This window comes from Streptomyces sp. AN091965 (assembly GCF_022698285.1).
In the GTDB taxonomy this organism is placed as follows: domain Bacteria; phylum Actinomycetota; class Actinomycetes; order Streptomycetales; family Streptomycetaceae; genus Streptomyces.
This window is the reverse complement of record NZ_JALDMY010000001.1, coordinates 3,266,545-3,282,131: the sequence shown is the minus strand read 5'-3', so window position 1 is coordinate 3,282,131 and position 15,587 is coordinate 3,266,545. Positions and strand designations below refer to the sequence as shown.

Below are 15,587 nucleotides of genomic sequence, written 5' to 3'. Positions count from 1 at the left end.
ACTGCCAGGGAGGCACGGATGAAGGCGTACGTCGTCGGCGTCGGCATGACGAAGTTCGAGAAGCCCGAGACCAGGGACTGGCAGTACTGGGACATGGCGGAGGAGGCGGGCACCGCGGCCCTGGCGGACGCCGGGCTTCCGTACGCGGTGGTGGAGCAGGCGGTCGTCGGCTACTGCTTCCAGGCCTCGACGGCGGGCCAGCGCGCGGTGTACGGGCTCGGCCTGACCGGGCTGCCCGTCTACAACGTCAACAACAACTGCGCGACCGGCTCGACCGCCCTGATGCTCGCCCGCCAGCTCGTCGAGGGCGGCGCGGGCGACTGCGTCCTGGCCCTCGGCTTCGAGCGGATGAAGCGCGGCTCCCTCGGCGGGAGCGGCGACGGCGACTTCGCCGCGTCCCCCGTGGCCCGCCACTACGGCGTCATGGCCGCCCGGCACGGCTTCGCGGCCACCCCGCCGACCGCCCAGATCTTCGGCAACGCGGCCCGCGAGCACATGGAGCGGTACGGCACGACCCCCGCGCAGCTCGCGGCGGTGGCCGCCAAGAACCACCGGCATTCGGTGCGCAATCCCCTCGCCCAGTTCAGGGACGCGTACACCGTGGACGAAGTCCTCGCCGCCCGGGCCGTCCACGCCCCGCTCACCAAGCTCCAGTGCTCGCCCACCTCCGACGGCGCGGCCGCGGCGCTCGTGGCGTCCGAGCGTTTCGTGGAGCGGCACGGGCTCGCGGACCGGGCCGTCGAGATCGTCGCCCAGGCCATGGCGACGGACACCGAGGAGTCCTTCGCCTCCGGCTCCTGCCTCGACGTCGTGGGCCGCCCGCTGACGCGCGCGGCGGCGGACCGGGTCTACGCCCGCGCGGGCCTGACCGCCGACGACCTCGACGTCATCGAGCTCCACGACTGCTTCTCCGTCAACGAACTCCTCACGTACGAGGCGATCGGCCTGTGCGCGGAGGGCGAGTCCGGCAAGCTCGTCGAGTCCGGCGCGACCACGTACGGCGGGCGCTGGGTGGTGAACCCCTCCGGCGGGCTGATCTCCAAGGGGCACCCCCTGGGCGCGACGGGTGTCGCCCAAGTCGCCGAGCTGACCTGGCAGTTGCGGGGCGAGGCGGGGGAGCGGCAGGTGCCGGGGGCGCGGGTCGGGCTCGCGCACAACATCGGGCTCGGCGGCGCGGCGGTGGTGACGCTGCTGCGGAAGCCGGAGCGGGACGGGGCGTGACTTCCGGAGTGGGGCGGGGCGTGACCGGGACTTCCGGGGCGGAACGGTGAAGGACCGGGACTTCCGGCCTAGGTCCCGCGCCCCACGGCCTCCCCCGCCAATTTCCGATGTACGGGGCACGCGTCGGCTGTCAGCATGGAGCCCATGCTGGAGACCCCCGTCGACACCCCGATATCCCGGCGCGCCGCCGCCCCCCTGTGGCTCGTCGTGGCCGCCGCCTGCGCCGGGCAGTTCCTCGTCGTCCTCGACGTGTCCGTCGTCAACGTGGCCCTGCCGTCCATGCGCGCCGACCTGGGCCTCAGCGCCACGGGCCTGCAGTGGGTCGTCAACGCCTACTCCATCGCCTTCGCCGGGTTCATGCTGCTCGGCGGGCGCGCGGGCGATCTGTTCGGGCGCAAGCGGATGTTCCTGGTGGGGCTCGGCCTGTTCACGCTCGCCTCGCTCGGCGGGGGACTCGCGCAGGAGGGGTGGCAGCTGCTCGCCGCGCGGGCGGTGCAGGGCCTGGGCGCCGCCGTCCTCGCGCCCTCCACCCTGACCATCCTCACCTCCGCCGTGCCGGAGGGGGCCGCGCGGGTGCGGGCCATCGCCACCTGGTCGGCCGTCGGGGCCGGGGGCGGCGCCGCGGGCGGACTCGTCGGCGGCGTCCTCACCGACGGGCTCTCCTGGCGGTGGGTGCTGCTCGTCAACGTGCCCGTCGGCGTCCTCGTGTTCGCCGCCGCACTGCGCTGGATCAGCGAGAGCCGGGCGAGCGGCGCCCGGCGGCTCGACGTGCCCGGGGCCGTCCTGGTCACCGCGGGCATCGCCACGCTCGCCTACGGCATCGTGCAGACCGAGGTGGAGGGCTGGACCGCCGCCGCGACCCTGGTGCCGCTCGTGGCCGGGCTCGCCCTGATCGGCGCGTTCCTCGGCGTCGAGGCCCGCTCCAAGGCACCGCTCATGCCCCTGAAGCTGTTCCGGGTGCGGTCCGTATCGGCGGCCAACGCGACCATGTTCGTCTGCGGCATGGGCCTGTTCGCGATGTGGTTCTTCATGACCCTCTACGCGCAGAACGTCCTCGGCTACACGCCCCTGGAGGCCGGGCTCGCGCTCATCCCCAGCTCCGTCAGCGTCGTCGTGGGCTCCAAGGTCGCGCCCCGGCTGATGCGGGTCATGGGGGCGCGGACGGTCACCGTCATCGGCGTCCTGACCGCCGCCGCCGGATTCGCCTGGCAGTGGCGGATGCTCGCCGGGGACGGCGCGCACGGCGCGTACGTCACCTCGATCATGCTGCCCGGCATCCTCATGATGCTGGGCGCCGGGCTCGCGGGCACCCCCCTGGCGTCCCTGGCCACCAGCGGGGCCGAGCCCGGGGACGCGGGGCTCGTCGCGGGCCTCATCAACACCTCGCGCACCATGGGCGGTTCGCTGGGGCTCGCGATCCTCTCCACGGTCGCCACGGCCCGCACGGCCGGGCGGCCCGGTCCCGCGGCGGTCGCGGACGGCTACGCCCTCGCGTTCCTGTGGGGCGCGGTGTTCCTCGCCCTGGCCGCGCTCGTCGTCCTCGTCTGGATGCCGCGCGCCGCCCGCGACTGACCGGCGGGGCTACAGCCACCCCTGGTGGCGGGCCTCCCGCACGGCCTCCATGCGGTTGCGCGTGCCCGTCTTGCCGATGGCGGCCGACAGGTAGTTCCGTACGGTCGACTCCGACAGGTGCAGCGCTGCCGCGATGTCGGCGATCGTCGCCCCGTCCACCGAGGCCCGCAGCGCGTCCGCCTCGCGCGGCGTGAGCGGGCTCGGCCCCGCGCTCAGCGCGGCCGCGGCCAGGGCCGGGTCGATGACGGTCTCGCCGCGCAGCACCTGGCGGATCGCCTCCGCGAGGTCCTCCACCGGCCCGTCCTTGACCAGGAAGCCCGCCGCGCCCGCCTCCATCGCCCGCCGCAGATAGCCGGGCCGCCCGAACGTGGTGAGGATCAGCACCCGGCAGTCCGGGCACTCCTCCCGCAGCTCCGCCGCCGCGTCCAGGCCGCTGCACCCGGGCAGCTCGATGTCGAGCAGTGCCACGTCGGGCCGTACCGTGAGCGCGGTCCGCACGATCTCGTCGCCCGCCCCGACCTGGGCGACGACCTCGATGTCCGGCTCCATGCCGAGCAGCAGCGCGAGCGCCCCGCGCATCATGCCCTGGTCCTCGGCGAGGAGGACCCGGATGCATTTCGCGGGGCGGCGGTCTTCGGGCATCTCGTCCATGGCGTCAGGCTAAGGCCGGAACGCCAGGTCGGGGCAGCGCGCGTGGTGACCGGCCGGCCGGACCCCCGGGGGCTTTCGGGTCCGGCCGGCCTGCCCCCGTCCGGGGGTTCGGGCGAGCCCCGGAGCGTCAGCCCCTGATGTTGATGTCGACGCAGGCGTAGAACGCGTTGGCGGTGTCGTAGATGTTCCAGACCGCGAGCATCTTGTGCCGGCCCGTGATGCCGCCGAAGTCGACGGTGTGCGTGACGGTCGTGGGCGGCTGGCGGCCGCCGTCGTTGATCTCCTTGATCTTGCGGCCGTCGACGAAGTACTGCCAGGTGCTGGTGCGGTGGGGTGCCGTCAGACGCCAGGTGAACGCTTGCGAGGAGGAGACGTCGGAGACCTTCCAGCCCTTGCTGTCGTCGTCCAGGTCGCGGAACCGCGCGTTGCCGCCGCTGCAGCTGGTGAGGCCCTTGGGGCCCTCGACGCTCTGCGGCTCCCACTTGATCTCGCCGCACGGGACGGTGTTCGCCGCGCACTGGGCCTGGCGGCTCGGCGGCGAGTTGATGTAGCCGTGGGCGCTCGCCGGAGTGACCGAGGCGAGGACGAGGACGGGCGCGCACACCGCGCCCAGGCCCGCGGCCAGCTTCCGTTTGGTGTGCATCGTGTGCTCCCTCCGCGGTGGGGGATGAGGGGGGAACCGGCCCGGCGCCTGGGCCGGTCCATTGGCCTAGACCTTACGGATTGACTGAACTCCGTCAAGGGTTGCGGCAGGTTCTGGCACACCGGGCGCCCTGGCCGCAGGTCCGTGCCCCGGCGTCACGGGCGGGCGCCCCCGGTCACGCCCGGGCGGCCTCCGCCCGCTCCGCCCCCGGCTCGGCCTGCTCCCCGCCGCCGGCCGGCAGCGCGGCCGTGACCCGGAAGCCGGAGCGCGGCGCCGGGCCCGACTCCAGGGAGCCGCCCGCCGCGGCGAGGCGCTCGGCCAGGCCCTTGAGTCCGCTGCCGGGCGGGGTCGAGCCCACGCCGCGGCCGTCGTCGGTGATCAACAGGCGGGTCCGGTCGGCGGTGCCGGTGACCTCGATCTCGCACCGGCTCGCCCGGGCGTGCCGGACGACGTTGGTGGCCGCCTCGCGCACCACCCAGCCGAGCAGCGCCGAGGACGGCGGGTCGAGCGGCGGCCCCGACTGGCGTACGACCGTCTCCACGCCCGCGGCGTCCAGCAGGTCGCGCACCCGGTCGAGCTCCGTGGCCAGCGAGGCCTCGCGGTAGCCGGTGACGGCCTCGCGGATCTCGGTGAGCGCCTGCCTGCCGACGGACTCGATCTCCGCGACCTGGCCGAGCGCCGCGTCCAGGTCGCGCGGCGCGAGGCGGCGCGCGGCCTCCGACTTCACCACGATCACCGACAGGGTGTGGCCGAGCAGGTCGTGCAGGTCCCGGGAGAAGCGCAGCCGCTCCTCCGCCACCGCGCGCCGCGCCAGCTCCTCACGGGCCGCCCGCAGGTCCCGTACCGCCTCGGACAGGGACAGGATCGCCGCCGTCACCATCGTCGAGAGGAACGTGCCGTAGGCGATGTTGACGCCGTCCCAGCCCTCCCTGAGCCCGGCGACCGCGCCCGCCAGACCGCTCAGGGCCAGGCCGATGGGGCCGAGGCGGCGGCCCCGGACCACCGCGCCGACGGCGAGGCCGAACAGCGGGAAGAACATCAGCCAGTTCCCGCCGTACCCCGCGGCGAGCGCGACGGTCAGCACCCCCATCGCCAGGAGCGCGGCCAGCGTGGCGCGCGCCTCCCGCTTGGCCTTGTCGAAGGCCCGGAACGCGATCGAGACGTACAGCGAGTTGAAGACCAGCAGGCCGATGGCCGCGATCCACGGGTTCGGGGTCCTGCCCTGGAGCAGGTGGGAGAACGCGCCCAGGCCCATGAGCAGCCATGGAAGCAGTGCGAAGCCGCTGGGCGGGCCCGCGAGCGCCGCCCTGTCCTGCTTGCAGTTCCGCTTCCGCTCCCGCCAGGCGGCCTTCTGCTCCGGCCACTCGGCGCGCCACGCGGCCCGTGCCGCGCGCGCCTCGTGCAGTCGGCGGGTGACACCGCGCATCCAGGACATCTCGTACTCCCCCGATTCCGTTCCTCGTGTGACGTCGACGGTACGAAACGGGGGCCGGGGTGCGTAGACCCCTGCGTACCGTCCTCGCCAGGACAAATGTCATGGGTGGCGACGGTGACAGCAGACCTGACGCTACGTCAGGTATGGCCGTCGGGAGCCTTCCCAACTCCGGGGCGCTGGGCTATACAGGAGAGCGCCGGACTGGAACGCGTTCTAGAACGGGCTCCTCCGGCCCCGTCGCGACCTCGGTGCGGCCGACGGTGCGGACGGTCGCACCGAGGTCTCACGACCACCAAGGAGCCGCCACCCATGCCCATCGATGCCGCCAAGGCCCTGGCCGCCGAGCCCCGCAGCGCCGAGATCAGCTGGGGCCACAAGGACGTGCAGCTCTACCACCTCGGCATCGGCGCGGCCGCCAACCCCGACAAGGAGCACCCCGCCACCGACCCGGACGAGCTGCGCTACACGCTGGAGTCCCGGCTGCACGTGCTGCCCAGCTTCGCCACCGTCGCGGGCGCGGGCATGGGGGCCATGAGCGCGCTCTCCGCCCCCGGCATCGACGTGCACCTGTCCGCCGTCCTGCACGGCGGCCAGGCCATCGAGCTGCACCGCCCCATCCCGGTGAGCGGCACGGCCACGCTGACGTCCAAGGTCGCGGCCGTCCACGACAAGGGCAAGGCCGCCGTGATCGTCCTGCGGGCCGAGGCGTCCGACGGCGACGGGCCGCTGTGGGCGAGCGAGGCACAGCTCTTCCTCCGCGGCGAGGGCGGCTTCGGCGGCGAGCGCGGCCCCTCCGCGCGGCCCGCCGCGCCCGACCGGCCCTTCGACCGGACCGCCGAGCGCCCCGTCCGGGAGGACCAGGCGCTGCTCTACCGCCTGTCCGGCGACTGGAACCCGATGCACGCCGACCCCGAGTTCGCCGCGCTCGGGGGTTTCGACCGGCCGATCCTGCACGGCCTGTGCTCGTACGGGATGACGCTCAAGGCCGTCGTGGACACCGTGCTCGGCGGCGACGTGTCACGGGTGCGCGGCTACCGCACCCGCTTCGCCGGGGTCGTCTTCCCCGGCGAGACCCTGCACATCGGCATGTGGGAGTCCGCGGGCCGGGTCCAGGCGGCCGTCACGGCCCTGGAGCGGGACGGGGCGCCGGTGCTCGCGGACACGGTCGTGGAGCACGACTGACGTACGGACCACCGGTGCACCACGGACGCCACGTACCCCAGAGGTGAGAGGAGCCCCACCCTCATGCGCGCAGCCGTACTGCACGAGACAGGCCAGGACAAGCTCGACGTGCTCGACGACGTCGAGGCGGTGGGCTTCGGCCCGGGGAAGGTGCGCATCCGCGTCCGGGCCACGGGCCTGTGCCACTCCGACGTGTCCGCGATGAACGGCGTCCTGCCGCAGCCCGCGCCGTTCGTCCCCGGGCACGAGGGCGCGGGCGAGGTCATCGACGTCGGCGACGGCGTCACGAACGTCAAGCAGGGCGACCGGGTCGTGGTCTGCTGGCTGCCGGCCTGCGGGCAGTGTCCCGCCTGCCGGCGCGGCCAGACCGAGCTGTGCCTCGCCGGGTTCATGAACGCGGGCACGCCCAACTTCAAGCGCCCGCAGGGCGACGTCTTCGGCTTCGCGGGCACCGGCACCTTCACCGAGGAGGTCGTGGTCGACGCGGCCTGCGCGGTGCCGGTCCCCGACGACGTGCCGTACGACATCGCGGCGCTCATCGGCTGCGGCGTCACCACCGGGCTCGGCGCGGCCCTCAACACCGCCGACGTGGCGGCCGGTTCGTCCGTCGCCGTCATCGGCTGCGGCGGCGTCGGCGTCTCGGCGATCCAGGGCGCGCGGCTCAAGGGCGCGGCCCACATCGTGGCCGTCGACCCCGTGGCGGCCCGGCGCGAGGCGGCGCTGCGGTTCGGCGCGAGCGAGGCGGTGGCGCCCGACGCCCTCGACGACGCCAAGCAGCGGGCCACGGCGGGCGAGGGCTTCGACTACGTCTTCGAGGTCGTCGGCAAGTCCGCCACGGCCCGTGCCGCGTACGAGGCGACCCGGCGCGGCGGCACGCTGTGCGTGGTCGGCGCGGGCGCCATGGACGACCACGTCCGGTTCAACATGTTCGAGCTGTTCTTCGACGAGAAGCGCATCCTGCCGTCCCTGTACGGCGGCGGGGACGTGCTGCGGTCGTACGAGCGGGCCATCGCGCTGTGGCGCGCCGGACGCGTCGACCTCGCGGGCATGATCACACACCGGGTGCAGCTCGCCGAGATCAACGAAGCCCTGGACCAGATGCGCACGGGCGCGGCCCTGCGGACCTGCATAGAGATCTGAGGGAGTCACCGTGCTGCAGCCGCTTGAGGGCCTGTCGGCCGTCGTCACCGGGGCGGGCCGCGGGCTCGGCCGGGCCGAGGCGCTCGAACTCGCCCGGCTCGGGGCGAGCGTCGTCGTCAACGACTTCGGGCAGCCGGGCCGCGACGGCACCGGCGCGGCGTGCGCCGGGCCCGCGGAGGACGTCGCCGCGGAGATCCGCGAGGCGGGCGGCAAGGCCGTCGCCCACTCCGGGGACGTGGCCGACCACGCCCAGGCCCGCGCCCTGGTGGACCTGGCCGTCGAGACCTACGGCAAGCTCGACGTCCTCGTCAACAACGCGGGCATCCTGCGGGACCGGATGATCTTCTCGATGTCCGAGGACGAGTGGGACTCGGTCGTCCGCGTGCACCTCAAGGGCCACTTCAACACCGTCCGGTTCGCGTCCGCCCACTGGCGCGAGCGCTCCAAGGCGGCGGGCGGCCCGGTCTACGGCCGGATCGTGAACACCTCGTCGGAGGCGTTCCTCGCCGGGTCCGCCGGACAGCCCAACTACGCCGCCGCCAAGGGCGGGATCGTCGGCCTGACCACGTCCACGGCGCTCGCCCTCGCCAAGTACGGCGTGACCGCCAACGTCATCTGCCCCCGGGCCCGTACGCGGATGACGTCCGACGTGTTCGCGGGCTTCGCCGAGCCCGCAGCGGGCGAGCTCGACCCGCTGGCGCCCGAACACGTGGCCCCGCTGGTCGGCTATCTCGCCTCGCCCGCGGCCGGGCGCGTCAACGGCCAACTCCTCGTCGTGCACGGGGGCATGGTGGCCGTGATGGAGCGCCCCAGGGTGGCCGCGGTGTTCCGGGCCACCGCCGGGGCCTTCAGCTCCGGGGAGCTGGACGAGTCCCTGACCCCGTACTTCACGGGCCGCCCGGAGGGCGAGACCTTCGCCGCGACGGAGGTCCTGTCCCTGAAGCACGCCTGATCCCCGAAGGAGGAGCGGAGCCCCCAGGATCGGGAAGGGGCGGGTCTGGGGCGCCCCCGCGAGGGCTAGCCCTCGGTGCCCTGCCTGCGGTGGCGGCCACTCGGCGCGGCCTCCTCGTCATGCGCGGCCCCGGGCCCCCGGTGGCGCCCGTGCCCCGCCGCGTCCTCGGCCTCGGCGTACAGCGCCGCCTGCCGCGGATCCGTCCCCATGTCCATCGTCGTGTCGGTCGTCATGAAACTCACCCCGTAGTAAAGATCGTTCGTACCGGCGGGCGAGTCTAACCGCCCGCCGCGCGCCCCCCGAGGGGTGCCTGCTGCAGGGGCACGGGCCGGGTGGCCCGGGGGGCGCCGCCCCGCCCCCCGGGCCCGTCGGGGCCGCGCGGGCACGGGCCCGCGGCGGCGGTCTTCGGGGGCGCCCCGGCGGTCTCGGCGGGGCGGGCGGCCGGGGCTCCGGGCACCTCGACCCGGGCGACCCCGCACGGCACCGCCCCACCGGCGTACGGCAGGCGCAGCACGCCCTCGGGCGTCCAGTGGCCGACGCCGGGCAACCAGCCGTCGGGCGGGGCGAGTTGATGGACCCTGCGGTCGGCGGGGCGCCAGGCGCAGAGCGCGGGGCGGGCCGAGGGGCCGGCGGTGTCGAGGCGCAGGGCGACCGCGCAGGCCTCCGGGATGAGGACCTGGCCGGGCTGGATCGCGAACGGCGTCGCCCCGCTCCCGGGAAGGCGCAGGCACTCGGGGAAGCGCACCGGATGCGTACTGCCCAACACGCCCCAGCCGAGGCGCGGTTCGCCCGGCGCGTCGGAGCGCAGGAGCAGCAGCCCGCTGGCGGCGTCGGCGAGCAGCAGCCGGTCGTCGCTGTCGGCCGCGATCTGGAGCAGCGGCGTCACCTCGCCGCCGCGCTCCAGGTCGACGGCCACCGTCTTGGTCAGCCCGTCGAGCTCCCGGTCGAGCGCGAGCATGCGGTTGGTGCCGTCGAGCCAGACGCCGCCGGTGCAGCGGCCGGGGACCTCGGCGAGGTGCTCGGGCCCGAACGAGCCGCCCGCGACCAGCCAGACCGCCGTGGAGCGCTCGCCCGCCGCGAGGGCGTACGCGTACGTGCCGTCCGGGGCGGGCGGCAGCAGCGTCAGCTCCGCGCCCGCGCACTCCACGCCGCCGAGCGCCACCTCGCCGGTGCCGGGCCCGGTGGGGTACAGGAGCGCGAAGACGTGGCGGCCCGCGGCCCGCCGGTGCACCAGGACGCGGCCGTCGGCCATCGGGTGCACCGCCGTGCCGGGCTCCTCGGGCTGGTGCCCCGGCAGCGGCACGGCGTACGGCTCGGGGGAGTCGAGCGTCCAGCGCTCGGGGTACCAGGAGCCGCCGGTGTGCGTGAGCCGGGCGGCGTAGGCGCCGTCGGCGGTGAGGACGGCGGCCGGGGCGGGCCCCTGTCGCGGGGCGGCGGACGCCGAGGGGCCAGGGGGTCCGGGCACGAGGACCGTCCCGCCGCCCGGCACCGGGACGCGCAGCGGCGCGGGTCCGGCGGGCGGTGGCGGGGGCGGCGGCGCCGCCGGGGGAGTGGGCGGTGAGGGCTCGGCCACAGGCGCTGTCATGGGGGTCACCTCCGCTCGCGACGCTAGTTTTCGCACGTTCTGGCGTGGCATCCGAGGCCGGTCGCTTCACGCGTACGTGTGGTGATGTCCCGAATCGCCTGAGAAGCCGGGGGCGAATGTGCTGGGCGAGGGAGCAGATATGGTTAGGCAAGCCTAAGTTGCACTCGGGTCCGCCCCTCGGCCCCGCGCGCCCCGCACGTCCCCCTGGAGCACCGCATGTCCGTACGACGCCGTCGACCCGCCCGCGCCACCGCCGCAGCGGCCCTCGCCGTGGCCGGGGCGCTCGCCCTCGCGGCCTGCGGCTCCGGCGACGGCTCGGGCAAGAGCGGCGACGGCAGCGGCAGCAAGGCCGTGGCCCAGGGCGGCGAGGACTTCGCCAAGGCCGCCGAGCGGACCGCGCGGATGGGCACCACGGCGAAGCCCGGCCAGTTCCCGCGCACCCTCACGCACGCCCTGGGCAGGACGGAGCTGAAGCAGCGGCCGCAGCGGGTCGTGGTCCTCGACGTCGGCGAGCTCGACAACGTCGTGTCCCTCGGCGTCAAGCCCGTCGGCTACGCGCCCACCGAGGGCGACGACGGCGTCCCCGGCTATCTGAAGAAGCGGGCGGGCAGCCCCCAGGACATCGGCACGATCAACTCCCTCAACCTGGAGGCGATCGCGAAGCTCAAGCCCGATCTGATCCTCGGCAGCGAGCTGCGCGCCGCCAAGCTCTACCCGCAGCTCTCCAAGATCGCCCCCACCGTGTTCTCCGTGCGCCCCGGCTTCACCTGGAAGGAGAACTACCTCCTGAACGCGGCCGCCCTCGACAAGTCCGCCGAGGCCAGGGCCCAGCTCGGCGCGTACGAGAAGAAGGCGAAGGCGCTCGGCGACGAGCTCGGCCCGAAGAAGCCGACCGTCACCATGCTGCGGTACCTGCCGGACCGCGTCCGCCTGTACGCGAAGGCGTCGTTCATCGGCACCATCCTCGAAGACGTCGGTCTGCCCCGGCCCAAGAACCAGCAGGTCGACGATCTCGCCACGGAGATCAGCCCGGAGAAGATCGACGAGGCGGACGCCGACTGGATCTTCACCGGCGTGTACGGCGACCCGAAGAAGACCGGCCGCTCCGCCGCCGAGCGCAACCCGCTGTGGAAGAAGCTCGACGCCGTGAAGGAGGGCCGGGCGAAGAACGTCCCGGACGAGACCTGGTACCTGGGCCTCGGCGTGACCGCGGCCGACGCGGTCCTGGACGACCTCAGGGGCCACCTGGCCAAGTAGCCGGACACTCGGCGCCCGGGCGCCCGGGCGCCCGGGCGTCCAGGCGCCCGGGCGGCCGGGCCCCGGCCCCCTGGGCGCCTGTGGCGAAGATCACTGGTGCCGTGGGGGCGGGGGCCATCGGCGGCGATCGGCCAGGTCGGCGAGAGCGGCGCCGGTTCAGGCGCGCAGGACCTACAGGTAGCCTTTTGTGCGTGCCCCGTCTGTCTGAAGTCATCGCCGCGCTCGACGCCCTGTGGCCCGCGGAGCGGGCCGAGCAGTGGGACGCGGTCGGCACGGTCTGCGGTGACCCGGACCAGGAGGTCTCCCGGGTCCTGTTCGCCGTCGACCCCGTCCAGGACATCGCCGACGAGGCGGTCCGGCTCGGCGCCGACCTGCTCGTCACCCACCACCCGCTCTATCTGCGCGGTACGACGACGGTGGCCGCCTCGACGTTCAAGGGCCGGGTCGTCCACGACCTGATCAAGAACGACATCGCGCTGCACGTCGCCCACACCAACGCCGACACCGCGGACCCCGGCGTCTCCGACGCCCTCGCGGGCGCGCTCGGCCTGCGCGTCCTGCGCCCCCTGGTGCCGGACCCGGCCGACGAGCACGGACGGCGCGGGCTCGGCCGGATCTGTGAGCCGGAACACCCACTGACCCTCGCCGAGTTCGCCGAGCAGGCGGCGAAGCGGCTGCCCGCCACCGCGCAGGGCGTCCGCGTCGCGGGCGACCCGGAGCAGCTCATCCGTACCGTCGCGGTCAGCGGCGGCTCCGGCGACGGCCTCTTCGGCGCCGTGCGCGCAGCGGGCGTCGACGCCTTCCTCACCGCCGACCTGCGCCACCACCCGGTGTCGGAGGCCCGCGCCGAGGCACCGCTCGCGCTGCTCGACGCCGCGCACTGGGCCACCGAGTGGCCCTGGTGCGAGCTGGCGGCCGCCCAGCTCGACCAGATCTCCGACCGGCACGGATGGGGCCTTCGCGTCCACGTCTCGAAGACGGTCACCGACCCCTGGACCGCCCACGCGGCGTCGTCCCCCGCAGGGAGCGCCCCCGGCGCCCCTTCTGATTCCTTTGGAGCCCCCAACTGAACGCCGCGCCCGCCGACCAGATCCGTCTCCTCGACGTCCAGGACCTGGACGTCCGCCTCGCGCAGCTCGCGCACAAGCGCAAGTCGCTGCCCGAGCACGCCGAGATCGAGTCGCTGACGAAGGACTTCACGCAGCTGCGCGACCTGCTCGTGGCCGCGCAGACCGAGGAGAGCGACTGCGCCCGCGAGCAGACCAAGGCCGAGCAGGACGTGGACCAGGTGCGCCAGCGCGCCGTCCGCGACCAGCAGCGCCTGGACTCCGGCGCGGTCACCTCGCCCAAGGACCTGGAGAACCTCCAGAAGGAGATCGCCTCCCTCGCCAAGCGCCAGGGCGACCTGGAGGACGTCGTCCTCGAGGTCATGGAGCGCCGTGAGTCCGCGCAGGAGCGCGTCGCCGAGCTGACCGAGCGGGTCTCCTCCGTGCAGGCGAAGCTCGACGACGCGACGGGCCGCAGGGACGTCGCGCAGGCCGAGCTCGACCGCGAGGCCGCCACGGTCACCAAGGACCGCGAGGTCGTGGCCGGGGCCGTCCCCGCCGATCTGCTCGCGCTCTACGACCGGCTGCGCGTGAAGCAGGGCGGCATCGGCGCGGCCAAGCTGCACCAGCGGCGCTGCGAGGGCTGCCGCCTGGAGCTGGACATCACCGAGGTGAACGAGATCAAGGCGGCCGCGCCCGACAAGGTCGTGCGCTGCGAGAACTGCAGCCGCATCCTGGTGCGCACCTCCGAGTCCGGCCTGTAAGGGGCGGGCGTGGCGCAGGAGTTCATCGTCGAGGCCGACGGCGGCTCCCGGGGCAACCCGGGGCCCGCGGGCTACGGCGCGGTCGTCATCGACGCCGTCACCGGCGAGACGCTGGCCGAGACCGCCGAGTACGTCGGCGTCGCCACGAACAACGTGGCCGAGTACAAGGGCCTGGTCGCGGGCCTGAAAGCGGCACGCGACCTGGACCCCGAGGCGACGATCCGCGTCCGCATGGACTCCAAGCTGGTCGTCGAGCAGATGTCGGGCCGCTGGAAGATCAAGCACCCCGACATGAAGCCCCTGGCCGCCGAGGCGGCCGCGGTCCTTCCGCGTGCGCAGGTCACCTACCAGTGGATCCCGCGCGAGAAGAACAAGCACGCGGACCGCTTGGCGAACGAGGCGATGGACGCGGGCAAGCGCGGCGAGCAGTGGTCGCCCTCGGCGTCCACCGCGGACCTGCGCGCCGCGTCCCGCGCCGCCGCGGAGCCCGCGGGCCCGCCCGGCGACGCGGCCGCGGGCGCGGCGAAGGCCCGGGCGGCCCTCGCCGGGGCGACGGGCAAGGCCGCCGCCGGGGCGGTCGCGGTTGCGGACGCCGTGGCCGCCGACGTGCGCGCGGCGCACTCCGTGGCGGCGGGCGACTCCGCCACTTCCGGCACCGCTACTTCCGGCACCGCCACTTCCGGTACCGCCACCTCCGGCGCCGGTGCGGACACCGCGAACCCGCCCGTCGGCTGGGCCGCGCCCGCCGACCTCGGCGCCCCCGCGACCTTCGTGCTGCTGCGGCACGGCGAGACCCCGCTGACGCCCGAGAAGCGCTTCTCCGGCAGCGGCGGGAGCGACCCCTCGCTGTCCGACGCGGGCCGGGAGCAGGCCGTCCGGGTCGCCGCCGCGCTCGCCGCGCGCGGCACCGTGCAGGCCGTCGTCTCCTCGCCGCTGCTGCGCTGCCAGGAGACCGCCCGCACGGTCGCCGCCCGGCTCGGCCTCGACGTCGAGCTGGAACCGGGGCTGCGCGAGACGGACTTCGGCGCCTGGGAGGGCCTCACCTTCGCCGAGGCGCGCGAGCGCTACCCCGACGAGCTGACGGCGTGGCTCGCCTCACCGAACGTCGCGCCGCCGGGCGGCGAGTCCTTCGCCGAGGTCACGAGCCGGGTCTCGGCGGCCCGCGACCGGCTCCAGGCCGCGTACGCGGGCCGCACCGTGCTGCTCGTCACGCACGTCACGCCCATCAAGACGCTCGTCCGGCTCGCGCTCGGCGCGCCGCCCGAGTCGCTGTTCCGCATGGAGCTGTCGGCGGCCTCGCTGTCGGCCGTGGCGTACTACGCGGACGGCAACGCCAGCGTGCGACTCCTGAACGACACGGGGCACCTGCGCTAGCGCCCCGAAGGGGCGCGGGGAACTGCGCGACCAGCCACGACGGAGCCGCAGTCGATGGGCGACCCGTCGTGACAAGGGCCGGCGAAGCCTCTAGCGCAGGCCCGCCGCCTCCCGGGCCAGGGACTCGATCCGCGTCCAGTCCCCGGCCGCGACGGCGTCGGCGGGCAGCATCCAACTGCCGCCCACGCAGCCGACGTTCGCCAGTCGCAGGTACGACGGCGCGGACGCCGCGGAGACACCGCCCGTCGGGCAGAAGCGGGCCTGCGGGAGCGGGCCCGCGAGCGACTTCAGATAGGCGGTGCCCCCGGCCGCCTCGGCGGGGAAGAACTTCATCTCGCGCACGCCGCGTTCGAGCAGCGCCACGACCTCCGAGGTCGTCGAGACGCCCGGCAGGAACGGGACGCCCGCCCCCTTCATCGCCTCCAGGAGCGCGTCCGTCCACCCCGGGCTGACCAGGAACCGGGCGCCGGCGTCCACCGAGGCCTTCACCTGGTCCGCCGAGAGGACCGTGCCCGCGCCCACCACCGCGTCCGGGACCTCGGCGGCGATCGCCCGGATCGCGTCCAGGGCCACCGGCGTCCGCAGCGTGACCTCGATGGCGGGCAGGCCCCCCGCGACGAGCGCCCGCGCCAGCGGCACGGCGGCGTCGACGGTGTCCACCACCACTACGGGGATGACGGGGGCGAGGTCCAGCACGGAGGCCTGGGCGGCGGGGGTGTCCATGGGGGCATCGTGCCTCGCCGCCACCACCCTCCGCAAAGCCCG

The 15,587-nt window shown here is 74.8% G+C and carries 15 protein-coding genes; 9 read left to right on the top strand and 6 right to left on the bottom strand.

Annotated features, from left to right (window positions below):
• Positions 1 to 18 precede the first annotated feature (18 nt).
• Positions 19 to 1,221, top strand: coding sequence for a lipid-transfer protein (locus tag MQV74_RS13810; protein WP_242717471.1), 1,203 nt, complete (start codon positions 19 to 21; stop codon positions 1,219 to 1,221).
• 144 nt (positions 1,222 to 1,365) lie between these two features.
• Positions 1,366 to 2,793 carry a DHA2 family efflux MFS transporter permease subunit gene (locus MQV74_RS13805; protein WP_242717469.1) on the top strand — a complete coding sequence of 476 codons (1,428 nt, stop codon included), beginning with the start codon at positions 1,366 to 1,368 and terminating at the stop codon, positions 2,791 to 2,793.
• Between the two features lie 9 nt (positions 2,794 to 2,802).
• Here the strand turns inward: MQV74_RS13805 and MQV74_RS13800 are convergent, their stop codons facing one another.
• The 3 genes from MQV74_RS13800 to MQV74_RS13790 form a co-directional block, all read right to left on the bottom strand.
• A complete protein-coding gene (locus MQV74_RS13800) occupies positions 2,803 to 3,444 on the bottom strand; it encodes a response regulator transcription factor (protein ID WP_242717467.1) in 642 nt (213 codons plus the stop codon).
• Positions 3,445 to 3,571: 127 nt separating this feature from the next.
• The gene (locus MQV74_RS13795; RefSeq protein WP_242717465.1) at positions 3,572 to 4,087 is read right to left on the bottom strand and encodes a lytic polysaccharide monooxygenase auxiliary activity family 9 protein; all 516 of its coding nucleotides are present in this window, start codon (positions 4,085 to 4,087) and stop codon (positions 3,572 to 3,574) included.
• A 175-nt stretch (positions 4,088 to 4,262) separates the two neighbouring features.
• Positions 4,263 to 5,522: a sensor histidine kinase gene (locus tag MQV74_RS13790; RefSeq protein WP_242717463.1), complete on the bottom strand. Its 1,260-nt coding sequence runs from the start codon at positions 5,520 to 5,522 to the stop codon at positions 4,263 to 4,265.
• Between the two features lie 309 nt (positions 5,523 to 5,831).
• On the opposite strand from MQV74_RS13790, the gene MQV74_RS13785 reads away from it, so the two are divergent.
• From MQV74_RS13785 to MQV74_RS13775, 3 genes are all read left to right on the top strand, one after another.
• Positions 5,832 to 6,704 (top strand): MaoC/PaaZ C-terminal domain-containing protein, encoded by an 873-nt coding sequence (locus MQV74_RS13785; RefSeq protein ID WP_242717461.1) that lies wholly within the window; start codon positions 5,832 to 5,834, stop codon positions 6,702 to 6,704.
• Positions 6,705 to 6,767: 63 nt separating this feature from the next.
• The gene (locus tag MQV74_RS13780) at positions 6,768 to 7,844 is read left to right on the top strand and encodes a Zn-dependent alcohol dehydrogenase (RefSeq protein ID WP_242717459.1); all 1,077 of its coding nucleotides are present in this window, start codon (positions 6,768 to 6,770) and stop codon (positions 7,842 to 7,844) included.
• Positions 7,845 to 7,854: 10 nt separating this feature from the next.
• Positions 7,855 to 8,796, top strand: a complete 942-nt coding sequence (locus MQV74_RS13775; protein WP_242717457.1) for a 3-oxoacyl-ACP reductase — start codon at positions 7,855 to 7,857, stop codon at positions 8,794 to 8,796.
• Between the two features lie 65 nt (positions 8,797 to 8,861).
• On the opposite strand, the gene MQV74_RS13770 is transcribed toward MQV74_RS13775, so the two are convergent.
• Positions 8,862 to 9,029 (bottom strand): hypothetical protein, encoded by a 168-nt coding sequence (locus tag MQV74_RS13770; protein WP_242717455.1) that lies wholly within the window; start codon positions 9,027 to 9,029, stop codon positions 8,862 to 8,864.
• Positions 9,030 to 9,073: 44 nt separating this feature from the next.
• Positions 9,074 to 10,381 carry a hypothetical protein gene (locus MQV74_RS13765; protein ID WP_242717453.1) on the bottom strand — a complete coding sequence of 436 codons (1,308 nt, stop codon included), beginning with the start codon at positions 10,379 to 10,381 and terminating at the stop codon, positions 9,074 to 9,076.
• Between the two features lie 216 nt (positions 10,382 to 10,597).
• Here MQV74_RS13765 and MQV74_RS13760 point away from each other — a divergent pair, with 216 nt between their 5' ends.
• From MQV74_RS13760 to MQV74_RS13745, 4 genes are all read left to right on the top strand, one after another.
• Positions 10,598 to 11,638: an ABC transporter substrate-binding protein gene (locus tag MQV74_RS13760; RefSeq protein WP_242717451.1), complete on the top strand. Its 1,041-nt coding sequence runs from the start codon at positions 10,598 to 10,600 to the stop codon at positions 11,636 to 11,638.
• Positions 11,639 to 11,829: 191 nt separating this feature from the next.
• The gene (locus MQV74_RS13755; protein ID WP_242717449.1) at positions 11,830 to 12,708 is read left to right on the top strand and encodes a Nif3-like dinuclear metal center hexameric protein; all 879 of its coding nucleotides are present in this window, start codon (positions 11,830 to 11,832) and stop codon (positions 12,706 to 12,708) included.
• Positions 12,705 to 13,448 carry a zinc ribbon domain-containing protein gene (locus MQV74_RS41155; RefSeq protein ID WP_308402381.1) on the top strand — a complete coding sequence of 248 codons (744 nt, stop codon included), beginning with the start codon at positions 12,705 to 12,707 and terminating at the stop codon, positions 13,446 to 13,448. The genes MQV74_RS13755 and MQV74_RS41155 overlap by 4 nt, the downstream gene beginning before the upstream one ends.
• Before the next feature lie 9 nt (positions 13,449 to 13,457).
• Entirely contained in the window at positions 13,458 to 14,822 is a 1,365-nt protein-coding gene (locus MQV74_RS13745; RefSeq protein ID WP_242717439.1) for a bifunctional RNase H/acid phosphatase, read from the top strand.
• Positions 14,823 to 14,912: 90 nt separating this feature from the next.
• On the opposite strand, the gene eda is transcribed toward MQV74_RS13745, so the two are convergent.
• On the bottom strand, positions 14,913 to 15,545 hold the full coding sequence (gene eda, locus MQV74_RS13740; protein ID WP_242717437.1) for a bifunctional 4-hydroxy-2-oxoglutarate aldolase/2-dehydro-3-deoxy-phosphogluconate aldolase: 633 nt from the start codon (positions 15,543 to 15,545) through the stop codon (positions 14,913 to 14,915).
• Positions 15,546 to 15,587 lie beyond the last annotated feature (42 nt).